At 66.9% G+C, this 19385-nt stretch carries 20 protein-coding genes; 7 read left to right on the top strand and 13 right to left on the bottom strand.

Annotation, left to right across the window (positions count from 1 at the left end; translation table 11 throughout):
* Positions 1–73 precede the first annotated feature (73 nt).
* Both AC5RWA_RS01740 and AC5RWA_RS01745 read right to left on the bottom strand, forming a co-directional pair.
* The gene (locus AC5RWA_RS01740) at positions 74–1198 is read right to left on the bottom strand and encodes an LCP family protein (protein WP_079597446.1); all 1125 of its coding nucleotides are present in this window, start codon (positions 1196–1198) and stop codon (positions 74–76) included.
* 195 nt (positions 1199–1393) lie between these two features.
* A complete protein-coding gene (locus tag AC5RWA_RS01745; RefSeq protein WP_494056296.1) occupies positions 1394–2056 on the bottom strand; it encodes an arsenate reductase/protein-tyrosine-phosphatase family protein in 663 nt (220 codons plus the stop codon).
* Between the two features lie 272 nt (positions 2057–2328).
* Here AC5RWA_RS01745 and AC5RWA_RS01750 point away from each other — a divergent pair, with 272 nt between their 5' ends.
* Entirely contained in the window at positions 2329–3552 is a 1224-nt protein-coding gene (locus tag AC5RWA_RS01750; RefSeq protein WP_494056297.1) for an FAD-dependent oxidoreductase, read from the top strand.
* Positions 3553–3682: 130 nt separating this feature from the next.
* Here the strand turns inward: AC5RWA_RS01750 and AC5RWA_RS01755 are convergent, their stop codons facing one another.
* The 4 genes from AC5RWA_RS01755 to AC5RWA_RS01770 all read right to left on the bottom strand — a co-directional run bounded on the left by AC5RWA_RS01755 (position 3683) and on the right by AC5RWA_RS01770 (position 7388).
* Positions 3683–4303: a DUF305 domain-containing protein gene (locus AC5RWA_RS01755; RefSeq protein WP_494056298.1), complete on the bottom strand. Its 621-nt coding sequence runs from the start codon at positions 4301–4303 to the stop codon at positions 3683–3685.
* A gap of 69 nt (positions 4304–4372) precedes the next feature.
* Complete coding sequence (locus AC5RWA_RS01760; RefSeq protein ID WP_494056299.1) at positions 4373–4858, bottom strand: hypothetical protein; 486 nt, start codon at positions 4856–4858, stop codon at positions 4373–4375.
* A 114-nt stretch (positions 4859–4972) separates the two neighbouring features.
* A complete protein-coding gene (locus AC5RWA_RS01765) occupies positions 4973–7114 on the bottom strand; it encodes a heavy metal translocating P-type ATPase (protein WP_494056300.1) in 2142 nt (713 codons plus the stop codon).
* 100 nt (positions 7115–7214) lie between these two features.
* Entirely contained in the window at positions 7215–7388 is a 174-nt protein-coding gene (locus AC5RWA_RS01770; RefSeq protein WP_494056301.1) for a hypothetical protein, read from the bottom strand.
* A 285-nt stretch (positions 7389–7673) separates the two neighbouring features.
* Between AC5RWA_RS01770 and AC5RWA_RS01775 the strand changes: the two genes are divergently transcribed.
* Both AC5RWA_RS01775 and nhaA read left to right on the top strand, forming a co-directional pair.
* Positions 7674–8348, top strand: a complete 675-nt coding sequence (locus AC5RWA_RS01775; RefSeq protein WP_494056302.1) for a PAS and ANTAR domain-containing protein — start codon at positions 7674–7676, stop codon at positions 8346–8348.
* Between the two features lie 143 nt (positions 8349–8491).
* On the top strand, positions 8492–9847 hold the full coding sequence (nhaA, locus tag AC5RWA_RS01780) for a Na+/H+ antiporter NhaA (RefSeq protein ID WP_494056303.1): 1356 nt from the start codon (positions 8492–8494) through the stop codon (positions 9845–9847).
* An 89-nt stretch (positions 9848–9936) separates the two neighbouring features.
* Here the strand turns inward: nhaA and AC5RWA_RS01785 are convergent, their stop codons facing one another.
* From AC5RWA_RS01785 to trxB, 4 genes are all read right to left on the bottom strand, one after another.
* On the bottom strand, positions 9937–10200 hold the full coding sequence (locus tag AC5RWA_RS01785) for a GlsB/YeaQ/YmgE family stress response membrane protein (protein WP_494056304.1): 264 nt from the start codon (positions 10198–10200) through the stop codon (positions 9937–9939).
* A gap of 75 nt (positions 10201–10275) precedes the next feature.
* Entirely contained in the window at positions 10276–10509 is a 234-nt protein-coding gene (locus tag AC5RWA_RS01790; protein WP_494056305.1) for a hypothetical protein, read from the bottom strand.
* 85 nt (positions 10510–10594) lie between these two features.
* Entirely contained in the window at positions 10595–10819 is a 225-nt protein-coding gene (locus AC5RWA_RS01795; RefSeq protein WP_115525440.1) for a hypothetical protein, read from the bottom strand.
* Positions 10820–10965: 146 nt separating this feature from the next.
* The gene (gene trxB / locus AC5RWA_RS01800; protein WP_494056306.1) at positions 10966–11943 is read right to left on the bottom strand and encodes a thioredoxin-disulfide reductase; all 978 of its coding nucleotides are present in this window, start codon (positions 11941–11943) and stop codon (positions 10966–10968) included.
* A 124-nt stretch (positions 11944–12067) separates the two neighbouring features.
* Between trxB and AC5RWA_RS01805 the strand changes: the two genes are divergently transcribed.
* The 3 genes from AC5RWA_RS01805 (at position 12068) to AC5RWA_RS01815 (ending at position 14239) form a co-directional block, all read left to right on the top strand.
* Positions 12068–12415 carry an ArsR/SmtB family transcription factor gene (locus tag AC5RWA_RS01805; RefSeq protein WP_275731372.1) on the top strand — a complete coding sequence of 116 codons (348 nt, stop codon included), beginning with the start codon at positions 12068–12070 and terminating at the stop codon, positions 12413–12415.
* Positions 12412–13635, top strand: a complete 1224-nt coding sequence (gene chrA, locus AC5RWA_RS01810; protein ID WP_494056307.1) for a chromate efflux transporter — start codon at positions 12412–12414, stop codon at positions 13633–13635. Before AC5RWA_RS01805 ends, chrA begins: the two co-directional genes overlap by 4 nt.
* 85 nt (positions 13636–13720) lie before the next feature.
* Entirely contained in the window at positions 13721–14239 is a 519-nt protein-coding gene (locus tag AC5RWA_RS01815) for a DUF2243 domain-containing protein (RefSeq protein ID WP_494056308.1), read from the top strand.
* A gap of 74 nt (positions 14240–14313) precedes the next feature.
* Here the strand turns inward: AC5RWA_RS01815 and ctaD are convergent, their stop codons facing one another.
* Together ctaD and ctaC are read right to left on the bottom strand one after the other, a co-directional pair.
* Positions 14314–16065, bottom strand: a complete 1752-nt coding sequence (gene ctaD, locus AC5RWA_RS01820) for an aa3-type cytochrome oxidase subunit I (RefSeq protein WP_115525396.1) — start codon at positions 16063–16065, stop codon at positions 14314–14316.
* Positions 16065–16958 carry an aa3-type cytochrome oxidase subunit II gene (gene ctaC, locus AC5RWA_RS01825; RefSeq protein ID WP_115525395.1) on the bottom strand — a complete coding sequence of 298 codons (894 nt, stop codon included), beginning with the start codon at positions 16956–16958 and terminating at the stop codon, positions 16065–16067. The genes ctaD and ctaC overlap by 1 nt, the downstream gene beginning before the upstream one ends.
* Positions 16959–17127: 169 nt before the next feature.
* On the opposite strand from ctaC, the gene AC5RWA_RS01830 reads away from it, so the two are divergent.
* Positions 17128–17934 carry a carbon-nitrogen hydrolase family protein gene (locus AC5RWA_RS01830; RefSeq protein WP_494056309.1) on the top strand — a complete coding sequence of 269 codons (807 nt, stop codon included), beginning with the start codon at positions 17128–17130 and terminating at the stop codon, positions 17932–17934.
* On the opposite strand, the gene AC5RWA_RS01835 is transcribed toward AC5RWA_RS01830, so the two are convergent.
* On the bottom strand, positions 17918–19249 hold the full coding sequence (locus tag AC5RWA_RS01835) for a cytochrome P450 (RefSeq protein WP_494056310.1): 1332 nt from the start codon (positions 19247–19249) through the stop codon (positions 17918–17920). The genes AC5RWA_RS01830 and AC5RWA_RS01835 overlap by 17 nt on opposite strands.
* Positions 19250–19385 lie beyond the last annotated feature (136 nt).

Consider the following 19385-nt stretch of genomic DNA (forward strand, 5'->3'; position numbering starts at 1 on the left):
GTGAAGCCCGGGTTCAGTGCGCAGGGGCAGTCCGTGCGCGCTGAACCCGGCGCTCACTGCACTGGCTATAGTCTTACGGCCTCGCGAACTCTGCGATCCGGCCTTCCCGCAGTGCCGCGCCGACGGCTGCGACGCCGCCGTAATCGGGGAACAGCACGGACTGCCCGGCAACAAACCCGGCACCCGCCGTCGGGAGGGTCATGGTGCCGATCGCATTCGCGTCCAGGTTGCGGAGGCTGTAAGCGAGGATGGCGGCCTGGACCGGATCAAAAGCCCTGTCCACGGTAAGGCAGCAGGAGGCGAAGTCCACCAGCCCGCGGACGGCGTTGACGTCGTTCAGGGCGCCGCCGGCCGTGAGCCGGGCCAGGATGGCGCGGAGCAGGATCTGCTGGTTGCGGACCCGCTGGAAGTCGCCGTCCACGAACGCGTACCGTTCCCGGGAGAACTCCAGCGCGGACTGCCCATCCAAATGGTTCACGCCGGCGGCGAAGACGTGCCCGGTATCGTGCGTGGACTGGAATGCGATGGGCACGTTGACGTCGATCCCACCAAGCCCGTCGATCAGGACCTTGAGCCCGTGGAAGTCCATCATCAGGGTGTGGTCGATGGCGATCCCCAGCAGCGACTGGACGGCGGCGGTCTGCATGTCAATGCCGCCGTACTGCAGGCCCGAGTTGATCTTGGCCCCGCCGAAACCGGGGATGTCCACCCACGTGTCCCTGTTGATCGAGACGATATAGAGCGCCCTCCGGTCAGCAGGGACATGGACCACCATCAGGGTGTCGGCGCGCTGGTCCTGGGGCTGGCCGGTTGCCGCCGTGTGGGCTGCTGCCTCCCTCGCATTTCCACGCATGTCGCTGCCGATCACCAGCACGTTCATGGGTGCAGCGGGCAGCTCCGGGATGGGTGGCGGCGGCGGTGGAGGCGGCGGAGGCGCGGGGGTGGTTTCCGTCTGCGTCTCCGACGGCGTGGGGCTGGGTGTTTCACTTTGCGTTTGGGTGGCCGCCGGCTGGGCTTCGGACCCGGTGCGGTTCAGGCTGACGACGGCGACGACGGCCGCTGCCGCCAGCACCAGCGCCAGCAGTGCCGCGATCCACCGCCGCCGGCCGTGGGCCACCCATGCGAGGCCGTGCGGATGCGTGTCGGAAGGGCCCGGTCCCGTGGCCCCGGATGGGTCAGAACCGCCTGGCATGCTCATGGTGCCGTCACCTCATCGTGTTGGGTGGGATCAGTGTCCGCCCACCAACCCCCCGTTGGCTACAGACTTATCCAAACTGTCACCTCCGAGTGCGAGAGGGACTCCCGCAATGGCATTGTGAGCATGCAGCACGGTGTTTTCCCGTCCGCCGGGGTGCCGCCGAGGACGCGGGAACGGAGCGTGGACGCCGGAACGTTACAGCGTGGTGGACGCGTTCCCGCGAACCGGGGCGTTGAGCCGGGCATGGCGGAGGATGGAAACGATGGCAGGAGCCATCTCGTCCTCCATCTGCCGGTAAACCTCCGGCGCGCGCCGGTAGGGGTCCACGATGTCGTTCTCGGCTGCGTCGGCCGCCAGGGCGAGGTGCCGCACCCCGGCGGCCCGGGCCGGCAAGCCCCGCCAGAAGGCGGCGTTGGCACCCAGCCAGTCGCCGTCGTCGTACTCCTCCGCAACGGGTGGGCCGCCTGCGCTGGCCTCCGCACGGGCGTCCAGGACGTCGAGCATGCGGGCGAACTCACGGATGGTGAACGTCCGCTTCAGCAGCGACGCGTCCAGCTGCAGCACTTCGCCGCGGTGCCCGGAGGTCATGGTGAGCACCAGGTCCACCCCGCGCAGGATCTTCGGGCTCAGCTGGCGGGCCACGAAGTTCTCCGGGTCGCCGCCGAAGGTGCGGACAATGTCGGCCGAGATGGGCTGCATGGGATCGCCCACCATGGCCCGCGTGCCCGCGCTGGTCACCTGGAAGCCGCCCGGCACCACCTGGTTGAGTCCCGCCTGCAGCAGCCGTTCGGCCACCGGGGAGCGGCAGATGTTGCCGGTGCAGACGGTCAGGATTCTTACTGGTGCGGATGTATCCAAGGAGATTTCTCTTTTCCCAGCCGGTGCACGGACCGTTCAGCCCGTGCATTTCAACTTAACACGCCCCGCCCCAACGCCCCCTCATATCCTGCAGCCCGCCACACCCCGACGCTCTATCACCTCTCGCAGCTAAACCACCGACGCTCTATCACCTCCTGCGGCTAAACCAGCGACGCTCTATCATCTTTCGCAGCGTTTTCCCGGATCCTCTCGCACTACCAATTCATTTGCCATCCCAGCACCATGGAGTATGCGGAGAAAGGCACCATGACATGACCTCAAGCCTTATCGAACGCGACTGCGTGATTTCCGGCGGCGGGCCGGCGGGCATGGTGCTCGGTTACCTGCTCGCGCGCGCCGGCCTGCGTGTCACCGTGCTTGAGAAGCATGCGGACTTTTTGCGGGACTTCCGGGGCGATACCGTGCACCCGTCCACCGTGACCCTTCTCGGCGAACTCGGGCTCAGGGAGAAGTTCCTGGAACTGCCGCTCACCCGCCTGCCGACCATGGACGCTGTGATTGACGGCCAGCGCCTCACCATCGTGGACTTCACCACGCTTCCGGCGCCTGACAACTTCCTGGTCCTCGCGCCCCAGTGGGATTTCCTGAACTTCCTCGCCCGCGAGGTGGCGATGTTTCCGAACTTCGAGCTCCGCATGCTCACCGAGGCCACTGGACTGATCATCGAGGACGACCAAGTGCGTGGGGTTCGGGCCACGTCACCGGGCGGTCCGCTTGAAATCCGGGCAACGCTCACCGTCGCCGCCGACGGACGCGCTTCGCCCCTCCGTGCCGCCGCCGGACTGGTTCCGGAGGAGTTCGGCGTGCCCATCGACGTGCTGTGGTTCGGCCTTCCCAAACCGCCCGAGGCGCCGCCCCCAACGCTGGGATACCTGTCCCGGCGGGGAATGGTCCTGACGATTGACCGCGGCGACAGATACCAGTCGGGCATGGTCATTCGGAAAGGCGGCTTTGACCAGCTTCGAGGCGCGGGAATTGAAGGCCTTCGCGAGCAGATCACCCACGCTGCGCCCGTACTGCGGCCGGTGGTCGGCAGCCTCACCGACTGGGAGCAGGTCAAGCTGCTGACCGTTCAGATCAACCGGCTCCGGCGCTGGTACCGTCCCGGGTTCATCGCCATTGGCGATGCCGCCCACGCGATGTCCCCCGTCTTCGGCGTCGGCGTGAACTTCGCCATCCAGGACGCCGTGGCCCTATCCAACGCCATCGCGGCAGACCTCGCGGCCGGAGCTGCCCCGACGGCGAAACTCGCCCGGGTGCAACGGCGGCGGGAATGGCCCGTGAAGGTCATGCAGCGGCTGCAACGCAACGCCCACAAAGTGATCGTCAGGGCAACCACGGGCAGCCGGATCGCGCCCCGCTGGGCAGTTCGGCTTCTCAGTGCCGCCTCACCCTTGCTGCGCCGCTTCACTGCCCGTTTCATCGGCATCGGCGTCCTCCCCGAACACGTCAAACGCCGGGACGCCGGACCCTGATTGCGCCGCTCCGACGCTCTCTCACCTTCTGCAGGTTAAGCAGCGACGCTCTCTCGCTTTCTTCTCGAAAGTGAGAGAGCGTCGCCCGAATTGTTGCAGAAGGTGAGAGAGCGTCCGGGGGTAGGGCCGGTCAGAGGCTGGCCAGGAGTTCTTTCATCTCGGCGATCTCGGATTCCTGGGCCGCGACAATATCGCGGGCGAGCTGGATGGATTCGGGGTACTTGCCGGCGCCGATCTCCTGTTGTGCCATGTCAACGGCTCCTTCGTGGTGTCCGATCATCTGCTCCAAGAACAGCCGGACAGCGTCCGCTCCCGACGCGGCTTTGAGCTTATCGATACCGTCGTCGTCCACCATGCCGGACATCCCGTGCCCGGAGTGGTCACCCATCACGGGCGCGTTCCAGCTTTTGAGCCAGCCGGTCATGGTCTCGATTTCCGGGGCCTGGGCATCCTTGATCTTGGTTGCCAGGGCCGTGATCTCGGCAGGCAGGCCAGGCTTGGCCAGGACGATGTCGCTCATCTCCACGGCCTGGGCGTGGTGCGGAATCATCATCTGGGCGAACATGATGTCCGCCTGGTTATGCTCGGCGCCGGCATCCGGCATCATGCTGGACATCGGGCTGGAGCTGGCATGGCCGCTGCCGTGCATGCCGTTGCTGCCGGGATTTCCGGAGTCGGCGGCGCACCCGGCAAGGCCGAGCGAGGCTGCCAGGGCGGCAGCAATGGACAGGGTTTTGATCTTCGTGTTCACGTGAAATGTCCTTCAGGAAAGTAACTGGACTGGGTCGTTAATGCGTGCGGGAGCACGCTGCAGTCCCGTTTACGTCCGGCTGATGGACAGTTCGCAGGGCGTGGGGCTCGCCGGGACATAGGAGTAGATGCCTGCCCCACCGAGGCGACCCGCAAGGACCGGACTGGCGGCGGCGGATCGCTCGGGCGGAGCGACGGTGAGCGATCCGGCCTTGGCCAGCGGGACGCAGGACGTACCGGAGGTTTGCATTCCCGAGCAGGAACCTTCGCACGACGGCGGTGCAAGGCTTGGTTGCGTCGCGTGCCCCGGGCGGTCCGCAGCAGAGTGCGCGGCCGTGGAGTGGTGCGCAGAGGTGTGCCGCGGTGCAGAGCTGTGGTCATGCAGGACGGCGGCATCCTGCAGCACTGTTCCGTGAGTAACGGAGTGGGACGCGTGCGCAGAATGGCTGGCCGTCATGACATGCATGCCGAGGATTCCGGCCACGACCGCGAGGAGCCCCAGCATCATTGCGGCCCTGCCCAGGAGGGCCGCCAGGCCGTGCATGGATCCAGGCATTGGCGGTTCCTCCTTTCGACAGGGGCGGGTCAGGTGATGGGGCGTTCTGTGAGTAGCGGCGGAAGGTGATGGGGCGTTGCGTGAATAGCGGCGGAAGGTGATGGGGCGTTGTGTCTAACGTACCGCCGCGGGGTTCAGTTTCAGGCGCCGGAGCAGCTGGGCGTTCAGCGCCACCACGATGGTGGACGCGGACATCAGCACGGCACCGGCCGCGGGGGAGAGGACCACCCCGGCGAAAGCCAGGACGCCCGCGGCCAACGGCACGGACAGCACGTTGTAGCCGGTGGCCCACACCAGGTTCTGCCACATCTTCCGGTAGCTCGCCCGGGACAGGTCCACCATGGACAGCACGGCCCGCGGGTCGTTGCCGGCCAGCACCACGCCGGCGGACTCCATGGCCACGTCGGTTCCTGCGCCGATCGCGATGCCCACCTCGGCCCGTGCCAGCGCAGGCGAATCGTTGACGCCGTCGCCCACCATGGCAACCTTCAGGCCGCGGGCCTGGAGTTCAGCCACCTTCTTGTCCTTGTCCGCAGGCAGGACCTCGGCGAACACCTCGTCGATCTTCAGGTCCGCAGCCACGGCCTCTGCCACCTGCCGGGCGTCGCCGGTGACCATGGCCACCTTGATGCCGCGGTTCTGCAGCGCCGCAACGGCCTGCCGCGACTCCGCCCGCACCGCATCCTCCAGGCTGACCGCCCCCAGCACGCGGCCGCCGTCGTCCATCACATGCAGGACGGCGGCACCCCGGTCCATCCACCCGCGGGTGGTGGTGGCCAAGGCGGAAGGCTCGACGGCGGCAAGCTCACGCAGCAGCGCAGGCCCGCCAACGTGAACGGTCCGGCCGTCCACAGTAGCCCGGACCCCGCGACCGGTCAGTGAGCTGAAACCGCTGGCGGCGGGCAGTTCAAGGTTCCGCTGGTGCGCTGCACGGACGATAGCCCGCGCAACGGGGTGCTCGCTGTCGGACTCGACCGCGGCGGCCAGGGCCAGCAGCTGGTCGGCATCCACACCCTCTGCAGTGGTGATGTCCACAAGTTGCGGTGCGCCGGTGGTGAGGGTGCCGGTCTTGTCGAAGAGGACAACGTCGATGGTCCGCATCCGCTCCAGCGCCATCCGGTTCTTGATCAGCACGCCGGCCCGGGCTGCCTGTTCGGTGGAGATGGCGATGACCAGCGGAATGGCCAGGCCCAGGGCGTGCGGGCAGGCGATCACCAGCACGGTGACGGTGCGCGTGACCGCCTCCGGGACGCTGCCCAGCAGGGTCCAGGCGATGAAGGTCAGGACGCCGGCCACGGTGGCGAAGTAGAAGAGGAAAGCTGCGGCCCTGTCAGCCAGGGCCTGGGCCCGCGAGGACGAGGCCTGGGCTTCCGCCACGAGGCGCTGGATCCCGGCCAGTGCAGTGTCATCGCCCACGGCGGTCACCCGCACGCGGACACTGGTATCCGTGGCCACCGTACCAGCCACAACCTTGTCGCCGGGGCCGCGGGCCACGGTCTTGGACTCGCCGGTGATCATTGACTCGTCGAACTCGGCCTGTCCTTCCACCACGGTCCCGTCGGCTGGCATCCGTGCACCGGAGCGGACCAGGACAAGGTCATCGGGCCGCAGCTCGGACACGGGAACCGTTTCGGTGCCGCTCTCGGTGACGCGTTCGGCTTCATCGGGGAGCAGTGCCGCCAGGGCGTCCAGTGCGCCCTGCGCCGAACCCAGTGCCCGCATCTCAATCCAGTGGCCCAGCAGCATGATGGCCACGAGCAGCGCGAGCTCCCACCAGAAGTCGAGGTCAAAGCCGCCGAGGCCCAAGCTGGTGATCCAGGAGGCGGCGAACGCCACGGTGATGGCCATGGCGATCAGCAGCATCATGCCCGGCCGCCGGTCCTTCAGCTCCTGCAGCCCGCCTTTGAGGAACGGCTGCCCGCCGTACAGGAAAATGACGGTGCCCAGGACGGGCGGGATCCAGGCGGAGCCAGGGAACATGGGCGCCATGTAGCCCAAGATGTGGCCCACCATGGGGCTGAAGTAGACCACCGGTATGGACAGTGCCAGCGTGAGCCAGAACCGGTTCTTGAACATGGCGGTGCTGTGCCCGGCGTGCTGGCCGGCGGTATGGACGGTGTGGTCATCGCCGTTGTGCTGCGCATGGCGGGCGCCGTGCATGTGGCCGGCAGGGGCTGACGACATGTGCGCTTCGGTGAGGGTCCCGCCCTTCTTGCTGCCGTCGTCGTGATGGTGGTGCTGGGTATGGTCTTGCATGGTTTCCTCCTCGGAGGACAGTCGCGGCTGTCAGAAGCGACGCGGAAGGTGAGAGAGCGTCGGCCGGATCACTGCGAAAAGTGAGAGAGGGCCGCCCGGATTATTGCGGAAGGTGAGAGAGCGTCGGGGCGGGGGTGTCGGCGTCGGGTGTTTCGGCGGCGGCGCGGGGGATGACGACGGCGGCAGGGGCCTTGGGTGCGTGGGCTGCGGGTGAACAGCAGCTGCAACCGGAGGAGGAAGCCAGGGGGAGGGTGGTGCGGTTCTCGATGTTCATGTCAGTTCCATTCCTTAAAGCAGGATTAATGGGTGCTGGGGTTGAACGGCTGTGAAGGCGGTGGGGGGCACCGGCCGGGACATACCAGTTCACTGACAACACCTTGAATATACCCCCGGGGGGTATGGTAGTCAAGGCTCTGATTCGCGTGCATCTGGCGGTTGTTCCCGTCATGCGGGCGTCCGGCCCTATCCACTGCGGCCCGCTCCGGCCATACTGGTAGGAACGCCCACGGAGCCACCAGGCCTGCTGCGGGCGCGCTGGATGCTACATGGAGGTGGCCCCGTGACTGACCTGAACGGCCCTTATACGTTTTCGAGTGCCCTTGGTGACAACGAATGCGTTGCGGGGACTTTTCATGTGGACATGGACGGGATGAAGATCCACTGGTCGGACGGCATGTACCAGCTGCACGGATACCAGCGGGGCGAGGTGGTCCCCACCCTGGACCTGCTGTACGCCCACAAGCACCCGGAGGACCGGCCCAGGTGCGAGGCCATCGTGGCCCAGGTGGCGCAGACCGGCGGCTACTTCTGCATGTACCACCGCATCATTGACGCCCGCGGACGGACCCGGCGGGTACTCACCTCCGGCGACGGAATCATGAACGATGAAGGCGTGGTCACCGTGATCGAAGGGGTCATGGTGGACCTCACCACCACCTTGCAGCGCGAAACGGAGCAGATCGCCCGCGACGCCGTCCTCGGTGCCACGTCCACCCGCAGCATCATTGACCAGGCCCGCGGCATCCTGATGGGCCAGCTGAAGATGGGGGCCGATGAGGCGTTCAAGGTGCTCGTGAGCACCAGCAGCCACCGGAACGTCAAGCTGGTAGTGGTGGCGGCGGAGCTGGTGCAGCTGGCCAACTCCACGGAAACCCGGACCTATCTGGACACCGCCGTCAGGGCCATCCAGGCCGAGGGCCGGGTCTCTCCAGCGGGCCGGCGCCGGGCGAGCTAGCCGGAACCGTCGGCACTGCCCCCCGCGGCGCTTCCGTGATCCGGCATTTTCATGCCGGCGGCAGGGCCCGTACTATGGACGGAAGGTGCGCCGGGAAGTCTGGTCGGCATGATTTTGTCGACTCCACATGTTAGGACGCCTTCATGAGCTCCACGCCGCCATCAACACCGCCGCCAGCCGCTCCCCGCGGATCCACGATCCTGTCCCGCGGCTCCTATGCCGAAGCACTGCGCATCGGCGAGATCCTCCGCAAGGAAACCGTGGGCGGCGCCCTCCTGGTGATCGCGGCGGTGATCGCACTGGTTTGGGCCAACTCCCCGGCATCGGACAGCTACTTCGCGCTTCGCGACTTCAAGGTGGGTTACGAGCCCTGGCACCTTGAGCTGAGCCTGGGTGCGTGGGCGGCCGACGGGCTGCTGGCCATCTTCTTCTTCCTCGTTGGCCTGGAACTCAAGCGCGAATTCGTGGCCGGGGACCTGCGGCAGATCAGCAAGTCGATCGTCCCCGTCGCCGCCGCCGCGGGAGGCGTGGTGGTCCCGGCGGCGATCTACGCCGTCGTGAATCTCACCAGCCCGGAGACGCTCCGCGGCTGGGCTATCCCCACCGCCACGGACATCGCCTTTGCTGTTGCGGTGCTGGCCATCATCGGTTCCCACCTGCCCAGCGCACTGCGGATCTTCCTGCTGACACTGGCCGTGGTGGACGACCTCATCGCCATCAGCATCATCGCGTTCTTCTACACCACGGACATCCAGGTCACGCCCCTGCTCCTGGCCCTGGTTCCGCTGGCGCTGTACACCTTCCTGGCCCAGAAGTACCGGCATTTCTTCGGGCGCAAGGCGGCCGCGGCCTGGTTCATCCTGCTGCCGCTGGGAGTTGTCGTGTGGGCGTTGGTGCATGCCTCGGGCATCCACGCCACGGTGGCCGGTGTGCTGCTGGGCTTTGCCGTCCCGGTGATCCGCTCGCGTGCCGGCGGCGGCCCCGGGTCCGGCCCGGGACTGGCCGAAATCTTTGAGCACCGGTTCCGGCCCATCTCCGCCGGCATCGCCGTCCCCATTTTCGCGTTCTTCTCCGCCGGCGTGGCCGTTGGCGGCTGGGAAGGCCTGCGCTCGGCTCTCACGGACCCGGTGGCCCTGGGCATCATCGTTGGCCTGGTGCTGGGCAAGCCGATCGGCATCCTGGGCACCACCTGGGTCCTGACGAAGGCCACCAGGGCCAGCCTGGACAGCTCATTCAAGTGGATTGACGTGTTTGGTGTGGCGCTCCTGGCCGGCATCGGCTTTACGGTGTCACTGCTGGTGGCCGAGCTCAGCTTCGGCCACGGAAGCCTGCATGACGACCACGCCAAGGTGGGAATCCTCACGGCGTCCCTGCTTGCCGCCCTGCTGGCCACAGTGGTGCTGCGCACAAGGAACCGCCAGTACCGCGCCGCCGAGGAGCTGGAAAAGGTGGACGCGGACCGGGACGGAATCCCGGACGTCTACCAAAACCGCCCCTGACAACAGCAACGCGAGGTCACTCCTTGCCCAACATTCGCCTCGGATTGGGCCGGGAGTGACCCCGCGTTGCTCTAGTCGCGTTGGTTAGGTCAGCGCCGCACGGACTTCCGGCGGCCGGCGACTGCTTCTGCCGTGCCCACCAGGAGCACCGAGGCGATGACGGCCACGATGAAGCCCAGGAAGTTCAGCTCGAAGATGTCCCCGGTCCCCAGCAGTGACGCCACCACGCCGCCGATCACCGAGCCAACAAGGCCCAGCAGGAGGGTGGCGAGCAGCCCAAGGTTCTGCTTGCCGGGTTTGATAAGGCGGGCCAGGGCGCCGATGATCAGGCCGGCAACGATAAATCCAATCACGGTGTGCTCCTTACTTGTGGTTGCTGCCGCAATGGCATCATTCCTAGCACTGACCGTACCCCGGCCGCCCCGGGTTTATGCCGGTGATAGCCGGGTAAGCGGCTGGGCCGGGTCCTCCACGTGCCGGATCTCCAGGGCTTCGGGGTCCAGCAGCTTCCGCGTACCGGTCCTCGCGTCCAGTATCCAGAACAGTTCAAGCGCGGGTACGACGTCGGTCACCCGGCCCCGGTGGAACAGCTTGCCCCTGTGCCACGCCTCGATGTGGTCTCCGATGCGGAGCTGACCGGTACTGACTCGTTGTGCCTCCATGGCTGCCTCCTGCTGTTGTATCCCCGTATGCACAGCTTGCCGTGGCGAGGTTGCCGGAGTGTTTCAGGAGGGTGTTTTTTCTGTGTCAGCTGTGACCACTGCGGCGGAGGTTCAGCATGTGCATCAGGAGTGCGCGTTGCGGCTGGCCGGGATTGTGCTCCACATGCCAGGTCAATGAGCTCCGGACGTCCGCTTCGCAGGGCTCGGTTCCACTGAGAATCTCGTCAATAATCTCCATGGCCTGCAGCTGCAGGCCCAGATGTGCCACTTCAGCGCAGATGTTGCGGGTGGGCTGCCGGTCTCGGTGCATGGTTGCCGCCTTCGTGCCATCGCAGGCTCCCTCGTGGGGAGCGAAACTGAAGGCCCCAGCCCGCCCGGTGAATATGCTAAGTGTACTTATGAACGTGGGGCGGGCCAAGCATTTTGGCCGGGCCGAACCCTCCGCATTCCTGGTTTCTAGGCGTGGGTTGGTTCTTCGACCAATGCCGTGGCGATGCTGTCCGCATCGTCCAGGGCGGCGAGGTAGCGTTCGGCGTCCAGGGCCGCGGCGCACCCGGTTCCGGCAGCGGTGATGGCCTGGCGGTAGCGGTGGTCCACGGCGTCGCCACAGGCGAAGACCCCGGAGATGTTGGTGACCGTGGTGGGGGAATCCACCTTGATGTAGCCCTCAGCGTCCAGGTCCACCTGCCCGGCTACCAGTTCGGTGCGGGGGACGTGGCCGATCGCCACGAAGATCCCGGTCGCGGCGTGCTGGCGGGTTTCCCCGGAGCGGGTGTCAGTGAGGGTCACGCCCGTCACCTTCCCGTCGCCGTGGATGGCCGTGACGGCGGAGTTCCAGGCGAAGCTGATCTTCGGGTTGTCCTTGGCCCGCTGCGCCATGATGCGGGAGGCGCGGAGCTCCTCGCGGCGGACGACGACGGTCACGGACTTCGCGAACCGGGTCAGGAACGTCGCTTCCTCCATCGCCGAATCACCGCCGCCCACCACGACGATGTCCTGTTCCCGGAAGAAGAACCCGTCGCAGGTGGCGCACCAGGACACCCCATGGCCGCTGAGCTTCTTCTCCTCCGGCAAACCCAGTTCCTTATAGGCCGAACCGGTAGCCAGGATCACTGCCGGCGCCTGGTGGGTTTCCCCGGCCCCGGTGACCACGGTCTTCAGGTGACCCTTCAGATTCACGGACGTGACGTCGTCGAACATTACCTTCGCGCCGAACTTCTCGGCCTGTTCCTGCAGCCCGTCCATCAGCTCCGGCCCCTGGATCCCGCCCGGGAACCCCGGAAAGTTCTCCACCTCGGTGGTGTTCATCAGTGCGCCGCCCGCGGTCACCGAACCCGCCAGCACCAAAGGTTCCAAACCCGCCCGGGCGGCATAGATGGCAGCGGTGTACCCCGCCGGACCGGACCCGATAATGATCAACTGTTCGTTCGTCATGGAGGTCTCCTTTGGAGTTACTGGGCGGACGGATTCTACGCCCTTGCCAGCATGATCCTCCAGCCCCCACCCGGATGCGGGGTCAAACATTGATGAGCGTCAATGCAGCGGCATAATGGGAGGTATGAACGCTTCGCAGACACTTGATCCGTTGCTGGACCCTGCGTGCTGCCCGCCGGCCGGCCCGGCCTTGGGGGCAGAGGAGGCGAAGGAAGCGGCGCTGGTCTTCAAGGCGCTGTCCGACCCGAACCGCCTGCGCCTGCTCTCGCTCGTCAAGGCGGGGGAGTCCGGTGAACGCTGCGTCTGCGACCTGACCGAACCCCTCGACCTAGGCCAGCCCACGGTCTCGCACCACCTGAAGATCCTGGTGGACGCCGGCCTGCTGCACCGCGAGAAGCGGGGCACCTGGGCCTACTACTCCATCGTCCCGGGCGCCCTGGAACGTGCGGCCGGGCTCGTGGCAGCCCTGTGACGGCTGCTGCCGGCAGCCCCGCGACGGCCACCGCCCGGGGCTCGGCGTGGGAAGTCTTCCGGGTTTTCCTGAAGCTGGGATTCACGTCCTTCGGCGGGCCCATCGCCCACCTGGGCTACTTCCGCGACGAGCTGGTGGAACGCCGCAAATGGGTGGACGACAAGGAATACGCGGACCTTGTGGCGTTGTGCCAGTTCCTCCCCGGCCCCGCTTCCAGCCAGGTGGGATTCGGGATGGGCCTGCACCGCGCCGGTCCCCTTGGTGCCCTCGCTGCATTCGTGGCCTTCACCCTGCCCTCGGCGGCCCTGCTGGTGGCATTCGCCGCCGGCGCCTCGCTGTTCCAGGGAGCCGTTGGATCGGGCATCCTCACGGGCCTGAAAATCGTCGCTGTCGCCATCGTTGCCCAGGCCGTGTGGGGGATGGCGAAAGCCCTGACCCCAGACCGGGAGCGGGCCACGATTGCTGTAGTGGCGGCGCTGGCCGCGATCCTGCTGGCCGGGTCGCTCGGCCAAATTGCCGCCATCCTCATCGGCGCCCTGGCCGGGCTGGTTGTCTGCCGGGCAGGAACGGGCGATGTCACGGGGATGATGCGGTTCCCTGTCAGCAGGATGGCCGGAACCGTCTGCCTGGTCCTGTTCCTTGCCCTGCTGCTGGGGCTGCCCCTGCTGGCGCCAGCCGCGGGTTCGGCGGGCGTCACCCTGTTTGACGCGTTTTACCGTGCGGGGGCACTGGTCTTCGGCGGCGGGCACGTTGTCCTGCCCCTCCTGCAGTCAGGCGTGGTGGACCCCGGCTGGGTCACCTCCGAACAGTTCCTGGCCGGCTACGGTGCGGCGCAGGCAGTGCCGGGGCCCCTGTTTACGTTCGCCGCCTACCTGGGCACGCTTTCCGCCTTTGGCCCGGGAGGCGTTGCCGGCGCCGCCATCGCACTGGCCGGGATCTTCCTGCCCGGTTTCCTCCTCCTGACCGGCGTGCTGCCGTTCTGGAACAGGTTCCGGTCAAGGCCGCAGGCCCAGGCGCTGATGCACGGTGCGAACGCTGCCGTGGTGGGGATCCTCGCCGCGGCCCTCTACAACCCGGTGTTCACCACGGCGATCACGGGGCCGGGCGCGTTTTGCCTGGGCCTCGTGTGCTTCGTGCTGCTGATTGCCTGGAAGACGCCGCCGTGGGCCGTGGTCCTGGTCGCCGCGGCTGGGGGCGTCGTGCTGGGACTCCTCGGCTAGGTTCTCCTGGGGGCCCACGGCGGTTAGCGCGTCCGACGGCGGGTAGGGACTGGGTGGAAGGACTCACCAGGCGAGGGGGAACAGAATGGCACAGGAAGCCCACAGCTCATCGGCCAGGCCCACCGGGCGGGCCATGCCACCTGCCGCGGCGCCCGCGTTCCTGTTCGGGATGGGCGTGGGCGGCTTCGTCGACGGCATCGTGCTGCACCAGCTGCTGCAGTGGCACCACATGCTCAGCCACACCGAAAGCGGCAACACCAAAACCGTGGCCGGGCTGGAGCTGAACACCATGGCCGACGGACTCTTCCACAGCGCCATGTGGGTGCTGGTCGTGGCCGCCGCCGTCCTCACGGTCCGGGCCCGGCGGCAGGGGCGGCTGTCGGCGAGCTGGCGGTTCCACACCGGCCTGGTGCTGGCTGGCTGGGGCGTGTTCAACGTCGTCGAGGGACTGGTCAACCACCAACTGCTGCAAATCCATCACGTGCGGGACGATCTGGGCGGGCCGCTGGCCTGGGATCTGGGGTTCCTGGGCCTGAGTGTGCTCCTGGTTGCGGCGGGCTGGCTCCTGTTCCGGCAGGGCAAACGGGAAAACCCGTCCAACTAACCACAACGCGGGGTCACTCCCGGCCCGATAAACTGTCGGAATTGGGCCGGGAGTGACCCCGCGTTGGTGTGTCGCTACTGGTTCGGGTCCGGGCTGCGGACGTCCCGCTCGCCGATGTCCGCCGCACCCAGGACATCCGCTGCGACGCCATGCACCGGCGCGTGTTCACGTACGCTCAGCTCGGGATGGTGCAGGTCCAGGGCCGGCCGCTCGGACCGGATCCGCGGCAGCGAGGTGAAGTTGTGGCGCGGCGGCGGGCAGGACGTGGCCCATTCCAGCGAGGCGCCGAAGCCCCAGGGATCATCCACCGTGACTTTCTTGCCGGTCCGCCAGGTGTGGTAGACGTTCCACAGGAACGGGATCATCGATGCGCCCAGGAGGTAGGAGCCGAAGCTGGAGAACTGGTTCATCAGGGTGAAATTGTCCTCCGGCATGTAGTCCGCATAGCGGCGGGGCATACCCAGCACACCCAGCCAGTGCTGGATGAGGAAGGTGGCGTGGAAGCCCAGGAACAGCATCCAGAAGTGGATCTTGCCGAGGCGCTCGTTCAGCATGGTGCCGGTGAACTTGGGCCACCAGAAATAGAATCCGGCGAACATCGCGAACACCACGGTGCCGAACACCACGTAGTGGAAGTGGGCAACCACGAAGTAGGAGTCGGACACGTGGAAGTCCAGCGGCGGGGCGGCCAGGATAATCCCGGTCAGGCCGCCGAAAAGGAACGTCGCCAGGAACCCGATGCTCCACAGCATGGGGGTCTCGAAGGTGATGGAGCCGCCCCACATGGTGCCGATCCAGTTGAAGAACTTCACGCCGGTGGGCACTGCGATCAGCATGGTCATGAACGCGAAGAACGGCAGGAACACCGCACCCGTGACGTACATGTGGTGGGCCCACACCGTCACGGAGAGGGCACCGATGGCGATGGTGGCGTACACGATGCCCTTGTAACCGAACAGCGGCTTGCGGCTGAAGACCGGGAAGATCTCGGACACAATGCCGAAGAACGGCAGCGCGATGATGTACACCTCGGGGTGGCCGAAGAACCAGAACAGGTGCTGCCAGAGGATGGCGCCGCCGTTGGCGGGATCGAAGATGTGGGCACCGAACTTCCTGTCGGCCCCTAGCGCGAACAGCGCAGAGGCCAGCGGCGGGAAAGCCATCAGCACCAGGATGCCGGTGACCAGGGTGTTCCACGTGAAGATCGGCATCCGCCACATCGTAAGGCCCGGAGCGCGCATGCAGATGATGGTGGTGATGAAGTTGACCGAGCCCAGGATGGTTCCGAAGCCGGACAGCGCCAGCCCGAACACCCACAGGTCACCGCCGATCCCCGGCGTGAAGGTGGTGTTGGACAGCGGGGCATAGGCGAACCAGCCAAACGAGGCAGCACCCTGCGGCGTGATGAACCCCGCGGTCGCGATGGTGGAGCCGAACAGGAAGAACCAGAAAGCCAGCGCGTTCAACCGCGGGAACGCCACGTCCGGGGCGCCGATCTGCAGCGGCATGATGACATTCGCGAACCCGGCGAACAGCGGGGTGGCGAACATCAGCAGCATGAGCGTGCCGTGCATGGTGAACAGCTGGTTGTACTGCTCCTTGGTCTGCAGGATCTGCATGCCGGGCTGGAACAGCTCCGCCCGGATCAGCAGCGCCATCACGCCAGCCAGGAGGAAGAACACAAAGGACGCGATCAGGTACATGTACCCGATGGTCTTGTGGTCCGTGGAGGTGATCCAGCTGACCACGATGCTGCCCTTGGGCCGCCTGACCGTTGACGGTGCCGCGGTGGCCGAGGTGACGCCCGTGTTCTGGGTGGTGGTCATTACGGTTCCGTCCTTTGCTGTGCCTCTTCCAGGGCCGGCCGTGCCGGGTTCCGGTCGAATTCGTCACCCAGGATGCCGGTGTTGCCCCGGGCCCGGAGTTCGGCGATGTGGTTGTCGTACTCCTGCTGGCTCACCACCCGGACCCTGAAGAGCATCTCGGAGTGGTACTCACCGCACAGCTCCGCGCATTTGCCGGTGAATTCGCCGGTGCGGGTGGGCGTGAGGTTGATGAACCGGTGGTACTGGTTTTCGCCCGGGTACATGTCGCGCTTCTGCATGAACTGCACCACCCAGAACGAGTGCTGGACATCGCGGGAGTTCAGTTGCAGTTCCACGGTTTTCCCCACCGGCAGGTACAGGGTGGGCAGCCGGTCCGGGGTGCCGAACTCGCCGTTCAGGTGTGCCTGGACCCCGGGATCTTCATGCACGTCTTCCTTGACGTAGCCGAAGTCCCAGGACCATTGCTTGCCGCGGACATCGATGATCACGTCGGGATTGGGGTCCCGGGTGTCGATGGCCCGCTGCTCCCGGTCGGTAAAGATAAAGAGGACGCCCACGATCATGAGCGGCACGGAGAGGTAGAAGACCTCCAGCGGCAGGTTGTAGCTCATCTGCACCGGGAACCCCACCGTGTTCTTCCGGCGCCGGTAGGCAACGATCACCCAGATCATCAGGCCCCAGGTGATGATCCCGATGATGACCGCAGCGATCCAGGAATTGACCCACAGGTCGGTGATCAGGGGAGTGTTGTCCGTGGTGTCCCGCTCGCCGGGAAGGAAGCCGCGCTGGACTTCGGCACTGCAGGACGTCAGTGCCGCCAGGACCCCGAGGCCCGTGAGCAGGGCGGTTACCCGCCGTCGTACATGCTTCTTTAAGGGTTTGGCGCCCACCATGCTCCCTCCGGAGTGCCTCCAGAGGCCCAACTGCTTGAGCCCGCCGCTCCAGCCCCTGGCCGGACGGTTGTGTGCCAACAGTAACCCGGGGAGGATGCTATGGGAAGAGGCCGGAGCCCGGCCGTGGAGAGCAGGGACAGCAAATGGTTTTCGGGCAGGAGGGGCAGCCATGAAGGTGGCGTTGGGCCAGTTCAGCGCAGGTACGGACCCCGCTGAAAATACGACGGCGGCGGGCTTGCTGATCGAGTCGGCTGCAGGGGCGGGGGCGGAGCTGGTGGTGCTCCCCGAGTCCAGCCTCTTTGCCACCAGCGGGGGTGCAGGCGCGGTAGCCGCCGTTGCGGAGGACCTGGACGGGCCCTTCGTGTCTGCCATCGCAACCCAGGCCAAGCGGCACGGGATCGCGGTGGTGGTGGGAATGTACGAGAAGGGGCCGGGCCGGCTTCCGTATAACACCCTGGTGGCCATGGACAGCAGTGGCGATCTCCTCGGCTGCTACCGCAAGGTCCACCTCTACGATGCCTTCGGCTACCGGGAAAGCGATGGAATTTCGGCGGGCAACCCCGAGGAGCCGCTGGTGTTCCGGCTGGGCGGCTTCCGGTTCGGCGCGTTCACCTGTTACGACCTTCGTTTTCCGGAAAGCGCCCGTTCGGCCGTAGATGGCGGTGCGGACGTCCTGCTGGTTCCGGCGATGTGGATCCGCGGGCCGGGCAAGGAGGACCACTGGACTACCCTCCTCAAGGCACGGGCCATCGAAAACACGGCCTACGTCCTGGCCGCCAACCAGGCGGGACCGCTGGCCACCGGCTACTCCATGGCGGTGGACCCGGCGGGGGTGGTCATCGCCAACGCAGGCGAGGAGCCGGGGCTGGTGCTGGCGGACCTCAGCGGGGACCGGCTGGAGCAGGTGCGCAGCCGGGTGCCGGTGCTGGCGAACCGGCGCTACGCCGTCGTGCCCCGCCCTAAACCCCTGCCCTGACAGTGGGAGTGAACCGCAGGGAATAGGGGTTGAGCTCTCCCGGCATGGGCCGGCCGGGGGACAGCCGGTGGCCGTCCTGGAAGGTGAACGCTGTGTCCTTCAGCAGGCAGGACAGCAGGGCGCTGGTGAGCAGCAGGGTCAGCTGGCGGCCCGGGCAGCTGACCGGGCCGGCGCTGAAGGGGACCACGCCCCAGTCCTCCTGGTCGTCATCGCGGAGCCAGAGCGCCGGATCGAACCGGTCTGCCTGCGGGAGCCGGTGATGGTTCCGGTGGAAGAACGGGACGAAGATCAGGACCCCGCACTTCGCTGGCATGGTTCCGGTGTCCCAGCTGACCTCGCGCGTGGTCTGCCGCAGGATCATCGGCGTGGTGGGCCACAGCCGCACGGACTCGAGCACCGTGGCCCGCAGGAAGGGGAGGTGCCTGCCCCCGGTGCTGTCGTTGGTGATTTCCTCCGAAGCCAGCAGTGCCTGGTTGGGATGCGTGGCCAGCAGGGCCAGGGCGCGGATCGCCGCCATCCCCGATGTCTCCAGCGCGAACAGCCACTGCGGCACCTGGTCTTGTGGCGCAGCCGCATCAGGCTCCGGCCTGCTGCGCATGACAGATGCCAGGCTGCCGGGCTCCGCGGTGTCTATACGTTCCTGGACGCGACGCAGGAATTCGTCCCGGACCCCTGTGCGCCGCGGCTTCAGCACAGACCAGTTGGCATCCTTGCGCAGCCTGGTCAGCATCTTCGTCAGGTCCTGGTCATCACGGGCGGAGTCACCAAAGGCGATGCGCCGGACGGCACGCTGCCAGCACCGGCTGAACACTTCCCAGTCCAGGACGCCCTTGGCTTGGGCCGCGGCCAGCATGGCGTCCGCCTCCTCCCGGACCACCGGCAGGAGGGTGTCAGCGAACCGGTGCACCGGGCTGGAGGTGTCCAGTGCCTGCTCGTGCAGCGCCCGGCGGACCGTCCGCTCGGCGCCGGTGGAGGCCAGGACGTTGCGCGGCTCGAAGTGGGCCAGGGCGCCGCGCTTTTCGCTGCTCGCGGGCGAGAACGGATCGGGGGACTGGGTCAGGACGGCGTGCAGGTGCCCGGGCCGGAGGATCACGGCCTGGTTCCGGACCGGCAGCCGGAGGAGCAGCGGACCCTCCGGATACTTCCGGTCCAGCTCCTGCATCCGCCGGACCGCCCGCTGGTCCAGCTTCAGCCGCTCGGCCAAGGCCTCAGCGCGGGGCCGGCGGAGCAGGGGACCTTTTGCCGCCGTCGGAATGAAAACGTCCAGGAGGAAGCCGGCGGTGTCACGGACGCTGGCCTTGGGAAGGGAAGTCATGGATGCCTGCCTCGGCTGGTGGGGGACGGTTAACAATCCCGTACCCGTTCTGGGCAGCCGTAGTCGGGGGGAGCAGGGCGGGTGCGGGACCACTCATGGGGCGTAGGCTGGAAGGGCCGCACGGTTTCGGGCGGTG

This window comes from Arthrobacter sp. 210 2 (assembly GCF_059093025.1).

Excerpts from the sequence above, each read along its gene's own strand:
- AC5RWA_RS01740 (WP_079597446.1), bottom strand. The coding sequence starts at position 1,198 with ATGAGCATGCCAGGCGGTTCTGACCCATCCGGGGCCACGGGACCGGGC.
- AC5RWA_RS01750 (WP_494056297.1), top strand. The coding sequence starts at position 2,329 with ATGACCTCAAGCCTTATCGAACGCGACTGCGTGATTTCCGGCGGCGGG.
- AC5RWA_RS01760 (WP_494056299.1), bottom strand. The coding sequence starts at position 4,858 with ATGCCTGGATCCATGCACGGCCTGGCGGCCCTCCTGGGCAGGGCCGCA.
- AC5RWA_RS01765 (WP_494056300.1), bottom strand. The coding sequence starts at position 7,114 with ATGCAAGACCATACCCAGCACCACCATCACGACGACGGCAGCAAGAAG.
- AC5RWA_RS01770 (WP_494056301.1), bottom strand. The coding sequence starts at position 7,388 with ATGAACATCGAGAACCGCACCACCCTCCCCCTGGCTTCCTCCTCCGGT.
- nhaA (WP_494056303.1), top strand. The coding sequence starts at position 8,492 with ATGAGCTCCACGCCGCCATCAACACCGCCGCCAGCCGCTCCCCGCGGA.
- AC5RWA_RS01790 (WP_494056305.1), bottom strand. The coding sequence starts at position 10,509 with ATGGAGGCACAACGAGTCAGTACCGGTCAGCTCCGCATCGGAGACCAC.
- AC5RWA_RS01795 (WP_115525440.1), bottom strand. The coding sequence starts at position 10,819 with ATGCACCGAGACCGGCAGCCCACCCGCAACATCTGCGCTGAAGTGGCA.
- trxB (WP_494056306.1), bottom strand. The coding sequence starts at position 11,943 with ATGACGAACGAACAGTTGATCATTATCGGGTCCGGTCCGGCGGGGTAC.
- AC5RWA_RS01805 (WP_275731372.1), top strand. The coding sequence starts at position 12,068 with ATGAACGCTTCGCAGACACTTGATCCGTTGCTGGACCCTGCGTGCTGC.
- AC5RWA_RS01815 (WP_494056308.1), top strand. The coding sequence starts at position 13,721 with ATGGCACAGGAAGCCCACAGCTCATCGGCCAGGCCCACCGGGCGGGCC.
- ctaD (WP_115525396.1), bottom strand. The coding sequence starts at position 16,065 with ATGACCACCACCCAGAACACGGGCGTCACCTCGGCCACCGCGGCACCG.
- ctaC (WP_115525395.1), bottom strand. The coding sequence starts at position 16,958 with ATGGTGGGCGCCAAACCCTTAAAGAAGCATGTACGACGGCGGGTAACC.
- AC5RWA_RS01830 (WP_494056309.1), top strand. The coding sequence starts at position 17,128 with ATGAAGGTGGCGTTGGGCCAGTTCAGCGCAGGTACGGACCCCGCTGAA.
- AC5RWA_RS01835 (WP_494056310.1), bottom strand. The coding sequence starts at position 19,249 with ATGACTTCCCTTCCCAAGGCCAGCGTCCGTGACACCGCCGGCTTCCTC.